We start from the raw sequence: 20675 nt of genomic DNA, 5'->3' as shown, positions 1-20675 counted from the left end.
CATAATGATGAAGGCGATGAAGGCCGTCCTGTTTCGGCGGAGAGATGAATTTTCACTATACTGAGGAGCTGTACTGTGCCTAGTTTGTCAACCCCGCAGTCTGATCGATTGCAGTGGATTGTTCTAAATCCCCACCCCGGTGCCTCGGAGCGAGAGGGCGCGGACGTTTTGGAAGGCTTGAGTCAAACTCCCAAAACCCTGCCTTGCCGATACTTTTATGATGATTTGGGATCGCTGTTGTTTGAGCAAATTACAGAGCTGCCGGAATATTATCCAACGCGGCTGGAGCAGCAGATTTTGGAGCATTCAGCGGCCGCGATCGCTCAGAGAACCGGCCCCTGCGATTTAATTGAGCTAGGGAGTGGCAGTTCCCGCAAAACCCGCCTGTTGCTAGATGCCTATTGTGAAATTGATCCTCATCCCACCTACTACCCAATTGACGTAAGCCGGGGGATTCTTAAACAGACGGCCCATCGCCTACTCACGCAATATCTCAGCCTGTCAGTCGTCGGCCTGGCGGGAACCTACCGCCAGGCCTTGGAGCATCTGCCTGCGCCTGACCAAAAACCACGCCTCTTAATGTTTTTGGGGAGTACCCTGGGGAACCTAGATACCCAGCGCCTGGGACAAGCCCCCTCGGAGCAGGATGTCTTTTTTCAACAGGTGACATCAGCCCTGAATCCAGGGGACTATTTGTTGCTGGGGGTTGATCTACAGAAGCCGGTCACGGTTCTAGAGCGCGCCTACAACGATAGTCAGGGAATCACCGCTCAATTTAATCTGAATATTCTGCGCCACCTCAACCGTGCCTTTGCTGGAACGTTTAATCTGGACCAATTTACCCACTGCGCTCGCTACAATCCCCTTGAGCATCAAATTGAAATGTATTTAGAAAGTCAGCGTCAGCAGGACGTTTGGCTCCGTACCTTAGATTTCACCCTCACCCTTCAGCCGGGTGAGCAGATTCGAACCGAAATTTCGCGGAAGTTTGAAGTGGAGGCCCTGACGGCAACGCTGCTCCGGCATCATCTCCAACGGGTCAACCTTTGGCAAGATCAACAGGGCTGGTTTGCGGTGCTGCTGTTTCGCTACCAGGGTTAGTCTTGGACCCAGGGGGGCGCAATGGGATAATAAAAGAAATTTTGACCGTTGCAATCCTGCGATTGAGGGATTATGGCTGATTCGCTCCTGGAACAATATCAAGCGCTAATTGCAGAATTTGTGGAGATGACCTTAAACGGCAAGTTTGCCTCAAAAGGTCAGGTGGCGCGGACCCTGAAAACTCGTCTGGAACCTGGCAGCGGAGAGTTGTTTGAGCGATCGCTGCAAGGGGTGACCCAGCAAGCGGACCAAGCCGTTACCGCCGCTGCTGATGAGATCAAGCAGGCTAAGGCGCTTCGGCGGCGGCGTGCCCTCAAGATGATCCAGGAGGCCTGGTCGGAGGTCCATCAAGATTTCATCGCGGATCATCTCCAGGCGCAAATTATTCGGCAGCTGATCCGCACTGAGCCAGAGGCAATGCTGCGGCAGTTTCTGATACTGATCGATCCCAATTTAGAGTCGCAGCTCAACCGCGATCAGCTTCAGCAGCTGGCCAAGATGATCCTGGCAAGGGGGGAATCGCATCCTGAGGCCCAGACCCTTGACCAGATTGGCAAGGGGGTCACCCAAGCCCTCCAGCGCTGGAGTGAACTGGAGGCGGATTTGCTGGGATGGATTTACGAAACGGCTCAGGGGAGAATCGGCTTTGGAGGTGCCCCAGGAACCACGGGGCCATGGGTCTACTGGCAAAAGCGGCTCTCCCCCTCCTGGGTCAAGCAGGTGCTGGGAACGCTGAGTATGCAGCAATCTCTGGTGGAGTGGCTAGAAGCCCAGCCCAAGGTTGACCTGGCAGATTGGGTGGAGATGGGGTTAGTGTTTCAATGGTTACAGCGAGGGCTGATTGCTTGGTTTGATCGCCAGGCGTACGATCCCAAAGCCGGACCAAGGCTCTCCATTTCGGTCTACCTAACCTTTGCGACCCTGTGGGCGGAGTGTGCCGAGGGCTTTCGTCAGGCAACTCTGCTGAGCCCCAGTACCCGCGATTGTTTGGCCGAGGCCTGTGTTCTGTGCTCGTTGCAGTTGCTTCGGGCCTTTACACGCCAGCCTTACTTTCCTCTCTATGGAGGGATCTTTGCTGCCTTTAGTGGGGGTTACTTAAAACAAACCTTGGATTATCTAGATCTGCCGTTGAAATGGGTCGAAGGGGTGCAGGAAAAGGCGCGGCTTTTAACGCTGATTGGGACTTCTCAACAGGTACTTGGACAACTGCCGTCGGCCATTGCGTTCCATCGGCAAGCCCTAGAACTGGCCCAACAGACCCAAGATAGTGCCTGTGAGATTGCTAATCTGAATCATCTGAGTCGAGTTGCCCTGGCTCAGCAGGAATTTCCTGAGGCCATAGACCAAGCGCAGCGGGCGCTACTGGTGAGCCGGGAGCGAGGCGATCGCCAGGGCCAAGCCCACGCCCTAGCTAATCTCGGATCCAGCGAGGTCGCCCAGGCCCAGCAGCAGGAGCGATCTCAGGGGTACGATCAGGCCATGGCCTACCTGGAACAGGGGCTGAAATTGGCTGAGCAAGATGGTGATCGTCCGAGTGAAGCCCTTTGCTGTCTCCATCTCGGCCTGGCCTATCTTAACCAAGGCCAGGCTGAAGTCGCGCTGCGCTATCTGACTCAGGGACTAAACGCAGCCAAACAGGTGGGCGATATGGCCCGATTGGGACAGCTTTACACTCAGCTTGCAGAAGCTCACTATGCGGTGGGGCAGATGGAGGCTGCCGTTTGTCAGGCCGTCTTGGGCATGTCCCTTCTGAATCAGATCCAATCCCCTCAATGGCGACAGGCTGCGGGATTGCTGTCTGTGATCCAGGGCAAGCAGCCCGATCACTTTTTGCAGGATTTACAGAAGGCCCAAGCAGACATTAAAGCCGTCATTGGCATTGATGGCTACGATGCGGTCTTAGATCTCATTGAACAGTATCGTAAGTCTTGACATCCTCTCCCTCTGACCTCTCAGGGACAGAGAGAGCTTCCTGGGGTCGCCCCAAAGATTTCCTGCTTCAGTGCCAGTGGACTAGAATTCATGACTGAACTCCCCGTCACCCCGACTCCACAGGCATTTTCTATTCCCCGTTGCCCACGGGTACAAACCACTTGAGCCGCAGCCATGTCGCTTGGCTTGATTGACCCACATTCAAGACAGTGAGAGATTCTGATACTCAAGTCTTTTTTGACTTCGGCACCACAATCAGGACAGTCTTGACTCGTCCCTCTTGGGTCAACCTTGCCGTAATACACCTCTCGCTTGAAGCACACCCCAGGCAGGATTTGATGAGTGAACTGTCCCCATCCTGCATCCAACGGATACTGACCCAGCATTCCTTTGGCCATAATCCGGAAGTCCAGATCTTCCCCGAAAATCATCCCTGCACCGTCGCAGAGGTGATGCGCCAGCTTGAAATGCCAGTCTTTTCGAGTATCGGCAATGCGTTGATGGACCGATGCCTTACGGACGATTCGGGCTTGTTTGACCTCAAACAAATCGGAGATACGCCGTGACCACCGAACCTTGACCCAACCCAGTTGCGGCAGCTTCATCCCTTCATTACTGATGCAGGTCTTGAGCATCTGAGGGAACCCAAAGGAGCGCATCCGATTCGGCTTTTTGAACCGAGGGAAGCCAGATCGTTTCAACCGCCACGACTCCCAAGCGCCATCGAGCTTCCTGAGAACTTGCTGAAGCACCTGAGCATTCACGGTCTTGAGCCTAGGGAAGTTAGCCTTGACCGCAGTCAACCGCTTTGCCTGAACGTGGTAATTCGGGAAGGGCGCATCCGCTGGCAAGAGAAACGCTTGCTGAATCGAACAAGCATTCACGGGTGACTTGCGGGAATCGAGCCAGTCTTTGCGTTCCCGCAGCGCAAAGTTCCAGACATTGCGGCACACATCCAGAATGTGCTCAATCTCTGAAACCGGCTCGGCAGTCGGCTCCAACTTGAATTCCCAGGTCATGTTTAGCATGCCTACGCTACATAACAAAACTGTGTAGATTTCTCCCTGTGGTCGCGCTTCGCTACAGCACCAGCCAAGCTTTCAGCTATGGATGGAGGACTGCGAAGATCTTCGATAGACCCCTTACAGAAGATTGACGAACTGACGGATGCCGCCTGGCCCAGTTCAGGAAAAGATGGCTCCTAAAGAGAGTTTTCCACAGTCCCTGTGGAAATTGTGGATGACGGTGCCAAGACCCAGTCTGTCCAGATTGCCCAGAAATAGGATCCAGCCAGGAAACGATACCGGTCCCCAGCGCGATGGCTGCGTTTCTGGTCTGCTTGATCCTGGGCTGTGATTTACAAAACTTTGCATTATTAATGAAAATAATTTTCAATAATCCTGGTAGGATGTGGGGGCGATTAATTGAGAGCTATCGTCAATTAATGCAAGGAGAGTCAGACCCCCTTAGCCCTCCTCTCTGGTTAAGGGTTCGACGTCTTGCCAGAGCGTGGCCTCAAGAAGTCGTAATCCTCAGGTTGCGTTCTGGCAAATCCTCTAATTTAAGGTTTGGCGGCGATCTGTTGCCTGGAAAATCGGGGAATTCAGTTGAGAATCTATCCTTTTTAATCAGCTGGTTTCCACGGCCGGGGCGGAGTTTGCCTCTACATGCTTTATTCAGGAGTTTTAGATTCACTATGCAAAGTTACGGAAAGTCAACGGTCACCTATGATTGGTGGGCAGGGAATGCTCGTTTTGCGGAGTCGTCGGGTTTATTTATTGCCGCCCATGTGGCCCAGGCAGCCTTGACGGTTTTTTGGGCAGGTGCCTTTACCTTATTTGAGTTATCGCGCTATAACCCTGAAATTCCGATGGGAGAGCAGGGATTGATTTTACTGCCTCATTTAGCCACCTTAGGCTTTGGGATTACCCCCGATGGCGCAATAGAAACTTACAGCTGGTTTGTCATTGGATCGATTCATTTGATTTCATCAGCGGTCCTCGCCGCCGGATCCCTGTTTCATCTTTTGAAAGCTCCGGCTGATTTATCAGAGGCCTCAGCGCCAGCGAAACGGTTTCATTTTCGGTGGAACGATCCAAAACAGTTAGGCATCATTCTTGGACACCATTTGCTGTTTCTCGGTGCGGGGGCGTTGCTGCTGGTGGGAAAAGCCATGTACTGGGGCGGATTGTACGATGCCACCGTGCAGCAGGTACGCCTTGTGACGAAGCCCACCCTAGATCCCTTTGTCATTTACGCCTATCAAACCCACTTTGCCCAGGTGAATACCCTGGAAGATTTAGTGGGGGGACATCTCTACGTTGGTCTTTTGCTGATTGCCGGTGGGCTGTGGCACATCCTTCAGGCCCCTCTTCCCTGGGCGAAAAAGGCGTTGATTTTTTCCGGGGAGGCAATTTTATCCTATTCCTTGGGGGGCATTGCCTTGGCAGGGTTTGTGGCGGCTTACTTCTGTGCCGTGAATACCCTAGCCTATCCGGTGGAGTTTTACGGACCGGTGTTGGAGGTCAAGCTGGGAATCGTCCCCTATTTTGCGGATACCGCCGTGCTTCCCAGCGGTGTTCATACGGCTCGCTGCTGGCTGGCAAATGCCCACTTCTTTCTCGCCTTCTTTTTCCTGCAAGGTCACCTTTGGCATGCTCTGCGTGCGATTGGCTTTGACTTTAAGCGAGTTGAACAGGCCTTAGATCCGGCAGGAAGTTAGACAGTCTGTTGCCTGGTTGGAGCCTGATGGTTCAGCGATCTGGATGGCTGAAGCGAGTTTGATAGCCCAAGCAAGAGAGCACCACAGGCTCCAGGCTGTTGCAATGCAGAGGGGTCACGATATATAGGGAAAATAGAATTGTGAATGATTCAGGTCTAAACAACTTAACTGCTCGCTGTGGTCTACGCAGACCAGAAGAGAACTTGCTGAGACTGTGGGTTGCTCGGTTGCAGACCTACTATCAGGAATTTCATCGCAGCGATCGCATCTTAATTGATCACCTGGTAGTACGGGCATTGCCAGAAATTTTAACCAATTATCCCTCTCTGGGGTCTTTAACGCCTCTGGCCCCCGTGAACCAGCTCACCAGCGTCATTCGCTCTCGCTGGTTTGATCAGGAGGTCATTGCGTTTCTAGAGCGCTATCCCGATGCGGTGGTGGTTAATCTTGGTGCCAAGCTTTGCACCCGCCGCTGGCGACTGCCCATCCTTCCTCAACACTGGTACGACGTGGATGAGCCGGCAGTGATGCGTTTGCGTCAAACCTACTTCACCATTGCCCTGCGTGAGGAGGATTTGGTCTATCATCCCCTCGATTTTTCCTGGATGCAGGCGGTAAAGCGACAGCCAGGACAGCCTATGGTGATCGTTTTAGAAGGCCTTTGTATGTACCTGGATCCGGTCCAGGTTGGTGCTTTATTTCAGGCTGTGGCCCAGACTTTCCCCAAGGCCCATCTCTTGTTTGATACGGTCAGTCCTCGGCTGATCACGCTAGATCAACGGACATTTAGGGGATGTAGTGGAGGCTGCCATGGTCAGCCCAACTTTCTTGGAGACGGACCTCTGCAATTTAAGTGGGGATTGAGCGCTGTGGAGGAGTTTGAGTCCTGGGGCCTTGAGGTGTCGGTGGTTCAAGTCATGCATTACTTACAGCAAATTGTGGATTATCCCGAACGCATTGATACCTGGATGATTCAGTTTTGGCCGCTGCTAGAGCCCCTGTTACGGGATTCGGCTCAAATTTACCACCTGCAACTTTAGGATCCAGGGGGCACCAGATCCTGTCTGTATTCGCTCATCAGAGCTTGCTTGAGGATGACTGTAAGTCGAAACCCGAGATTTCATCTAGTTCTAGAGGTTGGCCTTCACGCCCGAAATTTCTTTAAAATGTGGTCAGTCAATTCCATCAGGCCCTTGATTTAGACCCATGAAAGCAACGAAACAACTTGATCTAGATCCGGGCGTTCGAGATCGCATTATTGAAATGGCCTGGGAGGATCGAACCCCCTTTGAGGCGATTGCTCAGCAGTTTGGGCTTTCCGAGCAGCAAGTCATTGCCTTGATGCGACGGGAAATGAAACCCTCTAGTTTTCGGATGTGGCGAAAGCGGGTATCTGGACGAAAAACCAAGCATGCTGTCAGGCATCCAGAGCTTGGATCTCGCCTCCACTGTGCCACTCAAAAGCAGCGCATGTACGGTCCTCGGCGGTGACGCTGGCCTGGAACAGCCACAAAGATGGATTGGGGTTTAGAGGCGTCTGATCTGTTGATAAGGGATGAATCTTCCGAAAACGTGAACAATGAAGCCAATGGGCAGGGTAGACTGGAATAGTTTCCTGTCTGTTAACCCCGATTCTTTGTCCATGAGTGATACTAGAGCCGCGCGGTGCTTGCGCGATCTCAGCGGTCTGATTCAGCAGCTGGCAACCGCAACAGGTTTATCAGCGGCCTCAATTCAAGCCAAGATAGATCAGCTTGATTATCGGACCTATCAGTTTCAAAATCGGGTTTTAGTGGATCCTGAAGAGTTTGAAGGCCTTGTGGATCACTGGGCAGCGCAGATCAAGGCGCAGCTGCGATCTGCTCAAGTTGCGGATCTCCCAGCAAGGAAGCCGAATGAGGCCTCTGAAGCACCAGATCTAGATCCCTCCGCTGATTTAGGGCCGTTGGGCAATGTCGCCGAGGTTGGATCGTTGCCCCTGCCCGAGGGCTATCGCGACCGGGTGTCTCATCTTTACGGTCCAACCTTGAGGCGAATTATGCCCCAAGAGTTAGCGGATCAGGGGCCGTTTCTGACAGCGATCGCCCATGAAACCGCTGCAGGCCAGCAGCTTTTAAATCATCTATCTGAAATCATTGCCGAAAAATATCCTGGAAAACTGTCGCCAGAAGTGATTTACAGCGGCCTGCAATCTAAGGCTGCCATCCTATTGCAGCAACAGGAGACCTTGCCCCAGCCGCCCGTTCCAGAAGGGCGCCGATCTACCTCAAGGGCGAGGAACAAACCAGCCAGTGCGCCTGCGATCTCCCCGCTGCTCTCGAGTTTAGATCTGCCCAAGGGGTATCGCAGGCGCGTCAGTAACCGCTATAAGCCGACCTTGCGAAGCGTTCTGCCGGAGGATGCAGCACTGCGTTCGGCCTACCTGCAAGAACTGGTATCGGAGTCTGATCGGGGCAAGGAGTTTCTAGAGCGTGTCGCTGACAGCATCAAAATTAAGTATCGCGGTAAAATTACGCGCCAAACGGCCTACGAGGGACTGCTGAAAACGGCAAAGGAGCTAGAGCAAGAGTGGGGGTAGAGACTAGAGTTGAGTGAGAGACTCCCGCTCACGATGGAATCGGGCGGCGACGGTGAGGGAGGAATATAGAACCCTAAGTGGGTCGCTACAGGGCGCTCGGTCATAGGCTATATTTCTGCTGTGGGCAACGCTGCGCTCTGAGATCCGCCGAGCTAAAAAAAGAGACCAGACGCGAATCTGATCTCTGACAACGGTGAGTTGAATAGAAGGATAAGTAAGGTTGTCCTAAAACAGAGCTTCCAGGAGGTAAGCTGCTAAATCCCTTGAATCAATCACATCGTAGGCTCTCTCCCAGGGATTATAGCGATAGTAGCGATCGTTCTCGTAGTAGAAGTCACGTCCGCGTACGGTTCGGCGAACGCAGTTTCTCGGGAGCTGGCGCACCGTTCTAAAGCGCCGTCGCCGGACGGGATTTTTTTGCTGCCGGTTCCACTGGCCCCACGTTTGCTGAAATCCTCGCCGCTTTTGTTGAGATTTGCCCCGGTCATCATCATCATCATCCCCGTACTGACGGCCGTAGGGATAATCGCGATAGAATCCTCGCTGTTTGGGACGGGCATCTAAGCTCAGCGCTGATGAGGCAACGATAAAGGTTGCAAGTCCAAGGGCGATTGTGGCTTTGCTCGTGATCCGTTTCATGTAATATTCCCCTCCCCAATGGTTCGACACACGATTTTTTCCAGACCTGCCTCCACTGGATAAGGCTGATCCCAATTCTTGGGATCAGAAAAGAGTGGACAGATTGGTCAATCATAGGTTAAGCCTTTGCCCCCTGCATGTCAGTCCCCCTAAAGTGGAATAAAAAATTTTTGAAGTAGAAAAAACGGGAGGTCATGGGGAACAGCTGGAGAACCGCAGCTGCGGGTGTTGGAGTCGATAATCTGCTAACCAGTTACAGCCCTGCCGCAAGAGATAATGGAGTCGAGATGCAGCTGAGGCCGTGGGAGGCCAAATCTGGGGGGCGCGATCTTGCTGCCCCAGGGAAATTAACTCCTGCTTGGGAGAGAAGATCACATCCATGACGAGGGAGGGGTGGCCCTTCATTTGATCTTGAAGCGTACCGTCTAAGGTCCAGCGTCGCAGCATCCCGTCCTTCGATCCGGTAACCAACTGCTGGCCCTGGGGATGAAAGGCCACGCGAAACACCAGCCCATCGTCGTGGGGAAAGATTTGCCGTTGCTCTCCCTGGATTGTCCAAAGGCGGGCAGTCCCATCGGAGGAGGCCGTCGCCAACGAGCGACTATTGGGGCTAAAGGTCACCTGATGGACCGGACCCGTATGTCCCTTCAAGGTGGTCTGGATCTGGCCGCTAGTGCTCCAAAGCTTAATGGTTTTGTCACCAGAGGCCGTTGCAATCCACTGACCATCGGGGCTGAAACTAACGTCGTAGACCGCATCCTGATGCCCCTGGAGTGTCTGCTTTAGCTGTCCCTGCGCTGTCCAGAGCTTGACCAGGCGATCGCGGCCACTGGTGGCCAGCACTGGCTCCTGGGGATGGGCGCTGACGCTGTAGATCAGATCTTGGTGGGCCTGAAACCGGCGAATTGACTGACCCTGGAAGTCCAAGATCCGAATGCTGCCATCTCCCCCGGCCACCGCAAGCTGGGACTGGCCGGGAATGAGGGTCAAGTCGTAGAGTGGGTTGACGCCGCTTTGAACCTGACGGGTGCGCTGGGTGCGGCGGTTGTGCAGGCTGAGTTGCCCCTGGGTGAAGGCAGTGATTAAATACTGGCCGTCTGGACTAATCTGCAGGGCGGCTGCCTCTGAGTCGGATGTGCGAGGGTGACTGAGGGGATGATGCTGCAAATTCCAAAGCCGCGCGTGCTTTTCATGGGAAGCGGTGGCCAGGGAATGGCCTTGCTCATCAAAACTGACATCGTAAACCGCGCCTTGATAGCCCTGAAACGTAGTAATTTCCTCCCCTTCCACGGACCAGATGCGAACGGTTTCGTCTGCCGATGCCGTGGCTAGAAACTGGCCGGTGGGATCGAAGCTAACGTCGTAGATCTCTCCGGCGTGGGCTGGAATGGTTTTTTTGAGCTGACTGCCTGCCCAAAGTTGAATCTCGCCTGTTTGTCCTGCGCTGGCCAGAATCTGCCCATTGGGGCTGAAGCTGGCGCTATATTGAATCCCTAGACCCGATCGCGATCGCACCAGGGTTCCGTCCAGCCGCCAAACCTTCACCGTGCGATCGCGAGAGGCGGTGACCATCTGCTGACTGTTGGGATGAAACTGAATGCTATAGATTGCCCCTTGATGCCCCAGCAGGGTGGCCCGGTGTTCCCCCTGACTGGTCCAGAGATGGGCTGTCCCATCCTGGGCCGCAGTGGCGATCCATTTCCCATCCGGGCTAAAGCTCACGCTATAGACTGCGCTGCCAGGGGAGAGGGTGAACAGTAGTGATCCGGTCAAGGACCAAACCTTGACTGTGCCATCCTTAGAGGCGGTGGCCAGCCTGCGGCTGTCGGGACTAAAGCTCACGCCGTAAACGTCCCCTTGATGGCCCGTTAAGCTCCTATGCTCTTGGCCGCGCAGGGTCCACAGTTTCGCGGTGCCATCCCGTGAAGCGGTGGCCACCCAGGCTCCATCTGGACTGAGGCTGATGCCATTGATGGGCTGCTGGTGGCCCAGGAGGTGGTTGCGCTCTCGTATCTGGCTTAAGATATCCTGGAGCGCTGTGAGCGGGGCAACCGTGGGGTAGGTTTGCAAGGGCTGGTTCTTCTGCACCAGGGCCTGTAGCGCTTCGCCAGCCTCCATGGCCGTCACTAAAGAGCCAAGCTGATTGAACTCAAATTGGCTCAGGGCGCTTTTTCCGGCCCATTCGAGTGCCTGGACTCGCACCTGCCGCTGCCGGTGGAGAACATAGCCCAGCCAGCCCGTGGCAATCACTGCCCCTAAAACGGAGAGGGTGAGAACCCCGGAGGCAATGCGGAGCCGTCCTTTGGCCTGAGCATAGGCCTCTGCAAGGGCCTGTTTGGCGTGCTGCTCCGCCATCAATGCCGTGGCCAACCGCTCCACTTCCCGCTGGCGTCGTTCCTGTTCCAGGGCCCTCTGATTATCCAGGACCTGACTGGCCGCGAGAAACTGGAAATCTTGAGCGCTCAGGCGTTGGGAGGTTGACCAGTTTAGAGCATCCTGGAGTGCCTGTCCCCGCAGCAGCCGGGAGTTGTCCTGGCGCTGAGACTCTTCCCAGGCATTGAGGGCTTCGGCATAGGGGCGAAGCTGGGCCAGCTGCTGACGTATCCATAGATCGTCGAAAATCTCGCGATAAATGCGGTTGGAAACCCGTAGCGACCCCTGATGCTGCACCACCAGTCCCGAGAGTCGCAGTTCGCTTTGCTCGGGGCTATCATCGGTTGGGCAAGCCCCCTGCTGCCAGATGTGCTGATAGAGTCGCAGAAGTCGGGCCGTGCGCGACGGGTGGCAAAGTAGGCGATCGCGAATCGTTTTTAGATGCACCGGTTCATCCTGGGTTTCCCAGTGATCGACAAGTTGCGATCGCACCAGGGTGTCAATTTGCTGGGCTGACTGAGTGCGGGGAATGGGATGGACGCGCTGGGCGACGAGCTGGCAAAGCTTTTGGGTCAAGAAGGGTTGCCCTCCCGTCCAGTCGAGAATTGCGTCAAGTACGGCGGCGGTATCCTCGCAGTGGGCCGCCAGACCCATTGCCAGGGGCTCAACCTCTGACAGGGAAAACCCCGTAAGTTCAACGGCTTGGCCGATATTAAACAGCGTCTGAGTCTTATCTTGAATCAGGTCGGAGGGGGTGGCCACGCCAAACAGGGCAAAGGTTAATTGCCGCAGTGCGGGTGTTTCGGCCCGCTGATTGTAGAAGTATCGAATCAGGGCAAACAGGTCATCGGCTGAAAAGTTCAGACTTAGAATTTTGTCAATTTCATCAATAAAAATGTACAGGGGGCGTCCCCCGCTGTGGGGTAGCACCTGATCCATCAGGAACTGTTCAAGCTGTTGGACCGGGGACAGATGCTGATGGGCTTGGATCCATGGCTTGATCTGGGTTTTGCCCACCAGGGAAAATCCTTGAAAAAGTTGGGTAATGATCCCCCCGTACCACTGTTGGGGCTGCGTTTGACTGCCCAGGATTGACAGATCGATCGAAGCACAGCTCATGCCTCGCTGGGTGAGCTGGTGCATTGCTCGAACCCGTAGGCTCGATTTTCCCATCTGCCGACAGTTAAAGACGTAGCAAAACTGGCCCGCCAGCAGGGACGCCAACAGCCGGTGATCTGCCTGTCGGGTGACATAGCTCGGATGATCAAGGCCCAAGCAGCCGCCGACTTTATAGTATTTCGTCTGAAAATCTGGGGCTTGAGAAGAGAAGGTGGGCATAGGATTCGGTGCTCTACCCTGGGTCTAAAGTTGTGTCTGAAAGTATTGCCGATAAAGTGCACAACTAAGGGTGACTTCATCTCCCTTAAGCTTGACTAACCCCATACTTTCTAACCGGTAGGTTTGGCTGGGAGCCAGGGTGAGAGAACCCTCGGCGATCGCCAATTCTCGGAGGATCTGGGCGAGTTCCGGCTGCCCCTGGAGCCTATCCCAAAGCTCGCGCAGATGGGCTCCATAGATGCCCCCTTGGGTGGCGGCTTCAGCCCGGAGATGAGGCCAGTCCTGGCGACCGGTGGCAAGGGCCTCAAGGGCCAGCTTGACGAGATAGGGATGACCGCCGACCAGATCGACTAGCTGGTCGGCAACCGCTGTGCCAATCCGCGACCAGTCCAGTCCCAAAACGGTGCCCAACCGCTGCACCTGAGCGCTGGTAAAGCCTGGAAGCTGGACCGGCCAGCCAATATTAAAGGGAGACTGATTGACATCTAGCTCAACGTATACCTCTGTGGAGTGAGCCAACACCAGCCGTAGGGTCTGCCATATCTCAAGCATATTGGCATCTTCATTCCAGGATCTCAGCATGGGCAAAAAATCTGCGGCAATCTGGGGATATTCAAAGATTCGATCCACATTGTCCAGCCCCAGGACCAAGGGCTGGGTGAGAGGCTGCAGAATGGCCCCTTGAAAGTAGGATTTACAGCTCATGAGACTGCCATACAGGTCCTCTGCCCAGAATTCATCGAGGTGGGGGGGAATATCCAGAGCGCGACTTACATTGGCGCAGAACCAGCGCAAAAATCGGTCTAGGTGATTGAATACGGCAGATTCTGCCTCTTGAAAGTTCAGATAAACGGCGTGATGTTGATGGGTTTGGGCATAGGCCAAAATATTTTTCAACAGGGACGTTTTGCCGGTTTTTTCGGGCGATTTAATGCGGATGAGGGTGCCAGGAGCTAAGAGTTCTCGGTAGCAATCGGCTTCAATGGGCGGACGTTCAATGTAAAGCCGAGATTCAATGGGAATCGGGGACTGCCAAGGGATCAAGGAGGGAGAGGAGCCGGGCCCCTGACTTTGGCGCCACCATTCTGGATATTTTTGATCCTTTAGCCATTCTTTGAGGATGGTGAACTTGCCGGGACCCTTTCCCTGCAGGTCTAAATCAGGGCAGCCCTGGGGCTTATCATTGGCGAAGCAGGCGTAGATACTGGTCATCTGCTTTTTATAGGTTTCTAGGCTGGCGGTTTCTGCTAAGTCCCACACCTGCTTGTCGGGCTTGCGCCAGTTTTCGTAGGCAAAGCGCACGAGGAAAGTCTCTTTTAGACGGCCCTTGAGCTGATATTCATCGGCAATATGCTTCAAAAACAGATCCCAGCTCTGCAGTTTCATGCTCCCACGACCAAAGGGTTAACAAGGATTGGGGAATAATTCTCCAATCCGATCGAAGATAAATTCTATCGAAGATCCAGAGCCATCACCTTCACAATAGAAGTTTAGGGCCAAAACTTCTACTTATTTCGATGCACATAGAAGCTGGGATTCCATTAATTGAGGGGGATAGGGTGCCCTTAATGGACTGACATGTGCCTGGGGGCTTGCTACCTTGGTTGATAGAGAGTGATCTCCTGTGCAGCGCACTCTCAAAAAATGGTGATCCATTTTTGCGGGGGAGGGTCAGCGACATCAAAAAACGTCTGGGGCGTTTCGCGCTGTCGCTGCTCCAATCCATGGAATTCCATAGAAATCTATAGAAATCCATGGAAACATATTCACTTCAAAGCCAACTAGCCTTTCAGGGCAAGTGAGGGAGAAATTCGATGAATCGTACCTGGGTTAACCCTCTTGCAACTCTCGCTATGGTCGGAGCCATCAGTGCGACGTTATGGCTCTACCATGGCCCTGGGGGGGTACTGCGGCCACAGGTACTGGGTGCAGGGGGAGATCGCTTCGCTAAATCCTGGGTTGTCCACTCATCAGGCGCAAACTCATTATGGATCGAGGCGGATCTCGAACCGCCCGCTACCCAGCAGCGATCGCCAGATTGCAAGTATCCGCCCTGTGATTGAGGCCCCCCTCTCGTTTCCCCCTGCCTGCCGAAGCAAGCTTCAGCTATGGTTTTCTCTAGGCGCAAGCTCCTAGTTTTGGGCGATAGTATCCGAACTGCACCGCCCAGAGACTAGAAAGGGCACTGTTTTGGTAAAATTATTTCCCGATCCTGGCGTTTGTACTTCTATATGGAGGTGGGGGCCAAGACTCCAGCCGGAGTTGCCGCTATAGCCAATCAGTTCGCCGGTGGTGACCCATTTCGCTTCATGGAGATTCACGCTGGCGTTGAAATCTTGCTGGAGATGCATATAAACTGACCGGTGTCCATCTTGATGCTGGATCATGACGTAGTTAAACTTAGAAAACTTGGACCGGTCGCCACCGGTGTCGGGATAGCGATCGCGTAGGCCGACCACCTGACCACTTTGCATGGCATAAACCGGGGTTCCAATGGGTACGGCTAGATCATAGGCGTAGGCCGACCGCCCTCGGTGAGTCAAGCCGTTATTGCCCTGGCTCAGGTAGCCAGCCCCGTTGGTGGGATGGCAAAATCCTGCTAGTGGTGACGAAATAGCTATTCGAGCTGAATTTTGGGAAAATAGCGGTAATTTATGGGAGGGTGGCGTTAATCTATTTGCGTTCGCCTCTAAATTTTGCTTTGAGGCAGATAGATTGAAGCTCGATAGATGGGCCGGCATCTCTCCACCGCCGATTGGAGAGGTTGGCTGAAACTGGCCAGTTGATGCAAGTGGCTGAAGCCCTGGCTGCAGTGAGCTGGCAGCCAAACTTGAAGCCAGCAAAGCCGTTGCTAACTGTTTCAAAACGATATTTCCCCCGCAATTACGACAGTTCTATACAGAAACTGTTTTCGTTAAGGTAACCTAAGCGTTCGCAGGAGGGAACTGCCGTATCAGGGGATACATTTACATCCTCTTCTATAAAGGAAATCCTACTCTGTGGACTGTCCAGAACTTCCAGGGGGATTGACATGGAGGCCTATCGCTGCGTGAGTCATCTCCTCAGGCTCGGCGGTAGAAAGGACGGTCTACCACTTGTGCAGCATTTTCTTTGCCACGAATTATCACGTTGACTGGCTGGCCAATCTGGGTGTAAGGGGGGGCAATGTAGGCTAGAGCAATGGCATCGCCCAGGGTGGGAGAGATGCTGCCGCTCGTGACGATGCCGATTTCATTGCTATCCACCACAATGGGGTAGCCATGACGGGCGATCGCGCGGCCTTCCATTTTGAGGCCGACGAGTTGACGAGTAAGCCCCTGTTCTTGCTGAGCGATCAAGGCATCCTTGCCGATAAAGTCTCCCTGATCAGCATGAATTAACCAGTCCAGTCCAGCTTCTAGCGGGGTCGTTGTTTCATCGATATCTTGTCCGTAAAGGGCCATGGCCGCCTCTAAGCGCAGGGTATCTCTGGCCCCTAAACCACAGGGCGTCACCCCTTTATCCATGAGGGTTTGCCAGAGATCTAGCCCCGCCTCTGGCGAGAGCATCAGCTCAAAGCCATCTTCTCCGGTGTAGCCCGTGCGGGCAAACCAGCAGGTATAGCCAGCAATCTCACCCCAGGCATGGCGATAGTTGCGGATTCGGGTCAGATCACTAGAGGTCAAAGATTCAAGGATGGCGATCGCCTGGGGGCCTTGCACCGCAATTAAGACGCGGTCTTGGGACCAGTTCTGAAATTCAATGGTAGCGTCAAGATGCTGGGTGATCCATGCACGATCCTTGGCGGTCGTTGCTGCATTGACAATCACCATCGCCTCCTGGATGCCGTGATCAGCGCCCAGGTAGTACACGATTAAATCATCGAGAATTCCGGCCTGGTCGTTGAGAAAGACCGTGTATTTGGCCTGACCGGGCTTGAGGCGCCGGAGGTCGGAGGGTACCAGTGGCTGTAGCTTGTCCAGAAGGTCGCTGCCCCGCAGATAAAATTTCCCCATGTGGGAGATATCAAACATGCCTGCCCGCGATCGCACCGCCTCGTGCTCTGCTTTGATGCTCTGGTACTGGACGGGCATGCTCCAGCCGCCAAAGGGCATCATTTTGGCACCAAGCCGTTGGTGAAGATCGTTGAGGGGGGTGATCTTGAGATCTGAATTGGACGCGGTAGCCACAGTACAACGGTATGAGAGAACCCTCGAAGTTTACCAAATCCTGACGGTCCCTCTCCATAGAAGGAGTCCCGGAACGGGTTTCCCTGCTACGAAATAGCGGAACGGTTGCTGCAGCCGTCTGATAAAGGATCTGATGAAGTATCAGAAGAATCTCATCTAGATGCTGCGTCAGACGGTGGATGAATGGGTTCAAAAACAAGTGGAATCGAAAGAGAGGGAAATGGTGGCAGACCAGCTCCAGCAGTCAGAAGACTTTCAAAACCAGCTAGAGCAGATCCAGCGATCGCTGTTGAATCTTCTGATGGCCTTCAGTCAGACTTGGGAAGTGTAGTCCGAAGCGGTATCGAAGGAGTTGCTGTTCATCATCAGACAGACACCCAGACTGCTGTCGGAGTTGCTGAATTTCAGGGGATTCAACTTTTATCGGTGAGCAAGTGTGTGCCTGTGCCTGCAGCTTTAGCGGGTTCCCCCCCGCGATCGCCTGGATTATCTAAAGATTCATTGGTGTTCCGGTTTTCCTCTGAGACAAAGTTGCTGTTTATAGCAACTTATATTGCGTCTCGCATTTACCAGAATGCATAGGTAGAACACTTATGCCCCTTCTCTGGGTCAAATCGCTGAGGAAATTGTCGAGGCGTTGGATGGGGAAATTGTGATCCGGAAAAAGTACGAGCGCGTGGTGAAGGGATATCAGGAAATTAGCTTGGATGCCTCTGCTGAGAAGGTCACAGAGCAATGGCGAGAAGAGGAGTGAAACCTTGCTAATTCCCATAAAATAAGCTTATTGCACCTTTGAAACGCTTATTCAGAGACTTTGAGCTCAGACGTCTCGCATGAATGTCTACAGGATGAAATGTAGTCCATGGTTACTCAAGGCCTAGAAAAGACTATCCCTAGCGTTTTATACATGAAAACTCACAAAAATATTTTTTGACACCCATGGAGGTCTGGTATAAGATTGCGGTATCGCCCTTAGATTGTATTATTGTCCTTCGTGAGTTTTCATGTAGGGTAAACAATGAAACTCAAAAAAAGACTCGCAAACCCTTAGATCAGCGAAGCCTCGTTTGTGTTTATTTCTTGTCCTCATCCTAGCACTTTCCTGATTACCTCTTTTGTGGGCAGCTGCAGCGCTAGGGTTCTTTGAGGTTTGAGGGTCTGAGTTTCTAGCCCATGGTAAGCCTCTGCCTTCCCCATGGCTCTGAAGTGGCGATGTCAAGGCTAATCATGATTAGAAACAAGGATGACACTGAATGGATTCAACTAATCCACTGGGTTTAGAAAAACGCCCTAGCCCCTATGTCTGGGTGACCTGGCTCGCTCCGTATCTCTCTGGGGAGAGTCAGTGCAAATTTAGTTTGTGGAACCAGGGTAATTTTCGAGTTCCCTCCACTAACGATATGCCCTCTGACTGGCTGGTACAGCATCAAAGCTTGCTCAATGAAGTGGCCTACGACCTGCGGGAAGACGGCTACGACGTCGAGGAAGAAGATGCCAACAGCTTATATTTGAAGACCTCTGCGGGGGTAACCCTGGCAGGCAAGCCCGATATCGTTGCCCGCAACGGACAAGGCCTGGTAGTTGACGTGAAAACGGGCAAGCCGCGAGGCAAAGACCGGGCTCAGATCAACCTCTACCAGGCGTTAATTCCGGCTCAAAAGCTGCACGGAATTCAGGAAGTTCCCTGGGGGCGCTTGGTTTACCGTAGTGGTGAGGACAAGCTGACTCCTCCTACTGAGGTAGACGAGTCCTTCAAGCAGTCAGTGCGGGGGCTGATGCAAGTCGTGGCCCAGGAAAATGCTCCCGATCCCCAACCGAGCCTGAGTGAATGTCGCTTTTGCAAGTGTCGGGAAATCTGCCCATTTGCCCAGACCGAAGCACCGGAGGCTCGGGAAATGGTGGCTTGGCTGTAATCGTCAAGTCGAGCCTCAGTCCCAGCCATGCTGCCGGGGCTGAGGCCCAACCTCTATTTTCAGGATGATGACAACCATGCACTCTACCGTATCCAAACTCGATGGCCCTCGGGTCAAGCAAATTCCTCCAACTCTGTTGGAGCAGGAGGCGGTATGGGGTGCCGATCTATATTGTGGCCCAGCCGCCCAGATCCTCTTGGGTCAGGGGCTACGCAAGACCTTAAAAGAGTTGGGGGGGCATTGCTTTGAGGGGTGGCGAGTCAGCACGAACCCAGAGGCCTCAGACTACGACGATCGCGTGGAGCACACACCCCTTTACCGCCAGGGAAATCTGGAGCCCATGCGTTTCAGTTTAGAGGCTGAACATTGGCAGTCGCCCAGTGTGAAAGTGGCGTCGGAAGCGTGGTGTGTGCAGCCGGGGGATGTGGTGCTTAACAAGTTAGTCCCGATGCGAGCCGTATTGGTGACCGATCGCACCTATCGCCATCCGGTAGATGCGAACTGTTTATTAGTGCGAGGGCTAAATCGGGTCACCAGTGCTTGGGTGGCTTTCTGCCTCAATCAAGCACCCTACGAAGCCTACTTAACTCAGCATCAGGGACAGGCTTTCTTACCGCGAGTGAGCCTGCGAGAACTGCGACAGTTGCGGCTACCGCCCCCACCCGAAGCTATGCGGCGGTTAGGAGAAACCTTCTGGAGTTTGAATGATGCGTTGCTGGAAATCGAAGAGCTGATGATGCGCTGCATGGAGGGGGTGGAAGCATCCATCCAAACTAATCTTCAGACACTAGAGGCTGAAGGATCGTTCAATCGTTCAGATTTGGGTACCGGTCGGTTCCTTCCGGCAGAGGCGATTGAAGATTCTTTATTGCCCAACCATGTAGAGAATGCCTATTGGCGACGACAGCTACGCCGACAACTCCAGTGGCGATCGCTCAACCAGATCAGCCAGAATTTTGGGGTGAGCCGGGAACGGCTCAATCAAACCTCCGAAGATATCCCTTATCTGAGGCTGGGGGATGTGGGGCAAGACTTAATGGTCGATCACGTCCAGCCTGCCCCTGTGACCCAGGCAACGCGGGTTTTTAAGCAACCCTTAGGGTCGGGCGAAGTTTTACTTTCGACCTTTGCAGCCAATTCCAGGGTGGTGTTTGTGGATAGTGGGCTAGAGGAGACCATCTATGCCACGGACCACTGGGAGCGCTTGCGGTTCCCTGATACCCCAGCGGGCTGGGCCTTAGTGTTGAACTCGCAGCCGATCCGAGAGCAGCTAGAGGGTCTGGCTATGGGCACGGTACAGCAGTTTATTTACGCCGATCGCCTGCAAAAGTTACTGCTGCCGCCGGTTCCTCTGGAGCAGCGCCGAGCCTGGGAGCAGGTGGTATTGACCCATCACCAGCGCAAGCGCGAACTGCACCAGAAGTGGGAAGGGCTCTGGCAGGAAACCCAGCAGTTATTTGATGAGGTTCATGCATTCTCCAAAGACCGTAATCCCATCCATCGGGCGATCGCTTCGCCAGGAGACCCCTCATGACGCCAGATATTTATCAGGATGTCACAGTCCAACTGACCCGCTCGCCCCAATCCCTATCTCAGTTGCACGAGTTAATTCAGGAACTGGGCAGTGATTGGTCGGTCGATCAGCTCCAGCTCTTTCTCACCTGTATGGCGGGGGTAGACCTCACCGCTGAAGGGCAGGTGCGATTGGGAGCTAAGTCGCCTCAGGAAGCACTGTTGGAAGCGGTGGTAAATGTGGTGAAATCCCGAGGGGGCAAGCCTATCCCGGCGGCGCAGGTATTACGGCTATTGCCGGGGCAATTTACCACCAGCGAGGCGCAGATTAAGGCGTTGGTAAAGACGAGTCGTGAGCTAGAGCTATTTGGGCCAGGACTGCTGCGGCTGAAGTAATT

General features: G+C 53.8%; 16 protein-coding genes. 10 read left to right on the top strand and 6 right to left on the bottom strand.

The window, feature by feature from the left end; all coding sequences use genetic code 11:
- The first annotated feature begins 75 nt into the window (after positions 1-75).
- Positions 76-1101 (top strand): L-histidine N(alpha)-methyltransferase, encoded by a 1026-nt coding sequence (gene egtD, locus QQ91_RS18315; protein WP_250833401.1) that lies wholly within the window; start codon positions 76-78, stop codon positions 1099-1101.
- A 72-nt stretch (positions 1102-1173) separates the two neighbouring features.
- Entirely contained in the window at positions 1174-3033 is a 1860-nt protein-coding gene (locus QQ91_RS18310) for a tetratricopeptide repeat protein (RefSeq protein WP_166277055.1), read from the top strand.
- Positions 3034-3053: 20 nt separating this feature from the next.
- Here QQ91_RS18310 and QQ91_RS18305 read toward each other — a convergent pair whose 3' ends face one another.
- The gene (locus tag QQ91_RS18305; RefSeq protein WP_166277052.1) at positions 3054-4061 is read right to left on the bottom strand and encodes an RNA-guided endonuclease InsQ/TnpB family protein; all 1008 of its coding nucleotides are present in this window, start codon (positions 4059-4061) and stop codon (positions 3054-3056) included.
- Between the two features lie 668 nt (positions 4062-4729).
- Between QQ91_RS18305 and QQ91_RS18300 the strand changes: the two genes are divergently transcribed.
- The 4 genes from QQ91_RS18300 (at position 4730) to QQ91_RS18285 (ending at position 8333) form a co-directional block, all read left to right on the top strand.
- On the top strand, positions 4730-5755 hold the full coding sequence (locus tag QQ91_RS18300) for a chlorophyll a/b binding light-harvesting protein (protein WP_166277050.1): 1026 nt from the start codon (positions 4730-4732) through the stop codon (positions 5753-5755).
- Positions 5756-5982: 227 nt separating this feature from the next.
- On the top strand, positions 5983-6795 hold the full coding sequence (locus tag QQ91_RS18295; protein WP_166277047.1) for a class I SAM-dependent methyltransferase: 813 nt from the start codon (positions 5983-5985) through the stop codon (positions 6793-6795).
- Positions 6796-6961: 166 nt separating this feature from the next.
- A complete protein-coding gene (locus tag QQ91_RS18290) occupies positions 6962-7246 on the top strand; it encodes a TIGR03643 family protein (protein WP_166277044.1) in 285 nt (94 codons plus the stop codon).
- 151 nt (positions 7247-7397) lie between these two features.
- Complete coding sequence (locus QQ91_RS18285; RefSeq protein WP_166277041.1) at positions 7398-8333, top strand: hypothetical protein; 936 nt, start codon at positions 7398-7400, stop codon at positions 8331-8333.
- 225 nt (positions 8334-8558) lie between these two features.
- On the opposite strand, the gene QQ91_RS18280 is transcribed toward QQ91_RS18285, so the two are convergent.
- The 5 genes from QQ91_RS18280 to gcvT form a co-directional block, all read right to left on the bottom strand.
- Positions 8559-8972 (bottom strand): hypothetical protein, encoded by a 414-nt coding sequence (locus tag QQ91_RS18280; protein ID WP_166277038.1) that lies wholly within the window; start codon positions 8970-8972, stop codon positions 8559-8561.
- A 192-nt stretch (positions 8973-9164) separates the two neighbouring features.
- Positions 9165-12683, bottom strand: a complete 3519-nt coding sequence (locus QQ91_RS18275) for an AAA-like domain-containing protein (protein ID WP_166277035.1) — start codon at positions 12681-12683, stop codon at positions 9165-9167.
- A gap of 24 nt (positions 12684-12707) precedes the next feature.
- Positions 12708-14069 (bottom strand): AAA-like domain-containing protein, encoded by a 1362-nt coding sequence (locus QQ91_RS18270; RefSeq protein ID WP_166277032.1) that lies wholly within the window; start codon positions 14067-14069, stop codon positions 12708-12710.
- Positions 14070-14815: 746 nt separating this feature from the next.
- Positions 14816-15547: a M23 family metallopeptidase gene (locus QQ91_RS18265; protein WP_236095949.1), complete on the bottom strand. Its 732-nt coding sequence runs from the start codon at positions 15545-15547 to the stop codon at positions 14816-14818.
- A 198-nt stretch (positions 15548-15745) separates the two neighbouring features.
- Positions 15746-16852, bottom strand: a complete 1107-nt coding sequence (gene gcvT / locus QQ91_RS18260; protein ID WP_166277029.1) for a glycine cleavage system aminomethyltransferase GcvT — start codon at positions 16850-16852, stop codon at positions 15746-15748.
- 160 nt (positions 16853-17012) lie between these two features.
- Here gcvT and QQ91_RS18255 point away from each other — a divergent pair, with 160 nt between their 5' ends.
- From QQ91_RS18255 to QQ91_RS18240, 4 genes are all read left to right on the top strand, one after another.
- Complete coding sequence (locus QQ91_RS18255; protein ID WP_166277026.1) at positions 17013-17183, top strand: hypothetical protein; 171 nt, start codon at positions 17013-17015, stop codon at positions 17181-17183.
- 922 nt (positions 17184-18105) lie between these two features.
- Entirely contained in the window at positions 18106-18765 is a 660-nt protein-coding gene (locus tag QQ91_RS18250; RefSeq protein WP_166277023.1) for a CRISPR-associated protein Cas4, read from the top strand.
- Positions 18766-18841: 76 nt separating this feature from the next.
- A complete protein-coding gene (locus QQ91_RS18245) occupies positions 18842-20299 on the top strand; it encodes a restriction endonuclease subunit S (protein ID WP_166277020.1) in 1458 nt (485 codons plus the stop codon).
- The gene (locus QQ91_RS18240; RefSeq protein WP_166277017.1) at positions 20296-20673 is read left to right on the top strand and encodes a hypothetical protein; all 378 of its coding nucleotides are present in this window, start codon (positions 20296-20298) and stop codon (positions 20671-20673) included. The genes QQ91_RS18245 and QQ91_RS18240 overlap by 4 nt, the downstream gene beginning before the upstream one ends.
- The last annotated feature ends 2 nt before the right edge of the window (positions 20674-20675 follow it).

This window comes from Lyngbya confervoides BDU141951, assembly GCF_000817775.3.
GTDB lineage: Bacteria > Cyanobacteriota > Cyanobacteriia > Thermosynechococcales > Thermosynechococcaceae > Lyngbya > Lyngbya confervoides.
Note: the sequence above shows the minus strand (reverse complement) of the source record. Positions and strands in the feature narration are given on the sequence as shown.

What these genes read in the sequence shown, in the direction of transcription:
- QQ91_RS18290 (WP_166277044.1), top strand. Translation starts at nt 6,962, where the DNA reads ATGAAAGCAACGAAACAACTTGATCTAGATCCGGGCGTTCGAGATCGC.
- QQ91_RS18285 (WP_166277041.1), top strand. Translation starts at nt 7,398, where the DNA reads ATGAGTGATACTAGAGCCGCGCGGTGCTTGCGCGATCTCAGCGGTCTG.
- QQ91_RS18300 (WP_166277050.1), top strand. Translation starts at nt 4,730, where the DNA reads ATGCAAAGTTACGGAAAGTCAACGGTCACCTATGATTGGTGGGCAGGG.
- QQ91_RS18280 (WP_166277038.1), bottom strand. Translation starts at nt 8,972, where the DNA reads ATGAAACGGATCACGAGCAAAGCCACAATCGCCCTTGGACTTGCAACC.
- QQ91_RS18250 (WP_166277023.1), top strand. Translation starts at nt 18,106, where the DNA reads ATGGATTCAACTAATCCACTGGGTTTAGAAAAACGCCCTAGCCCCTAT.
- QQ91_RS18270 (WP_166277032.1), bottom strand. Translation starts at nt 14,069, where the DNA reads ATGAAACTGCAGAGCTGGGATCTGTTTTTGAAGCATATTGCCGATGAA.
- QQ91_RS18305 (WP_166277052.1), bottom strand. Translation starts at nt 4,061, where the DNA reads ATGCTAAACATGACCTGGGAATTCAAGTTGGAGCCGACTGCCGAGCCG.
- QQ91_RS18275 (WP_166277035.1), bottom strand. Translation starts at nt 12,683, where the DNA reads ATGCCCACCTTCTCTTCTCAAGCCCCAGATTTTCAGACGAAATACTAT.
- QQ91_RS18255 (WP_166277026.1), top strand. Translation starts at nt 17,013, where the DNA reads ATGCTGCGTCAGACGGTGGATGAATGGGTTCAAAAACAAGTGGAATCG.
- QQ91_RS18240 (WP_166277017.1), top strand. Translation starts at nt 20,296, where the DNA reads ATGACGCCAGATATTTATCAGGATGTCACAGTCCAACTGACCCGCTCG.
- QQ91_RS18310 (WP_166277055.1), top strand. Translation starts at nt 1,174, where the DNA reads ATGGCTGATTCGCTCCTGGAACAATATCAAGCGCTAATTGCAGAATTT.
- QQ91_RS18245 (WP_166277020.1), top strand. Translation starts at nt 18,842, where the DNA reads ATGCACTCTACCGTATCCAAACTCGATGGCCCTCGGGTCAAGCAAATT.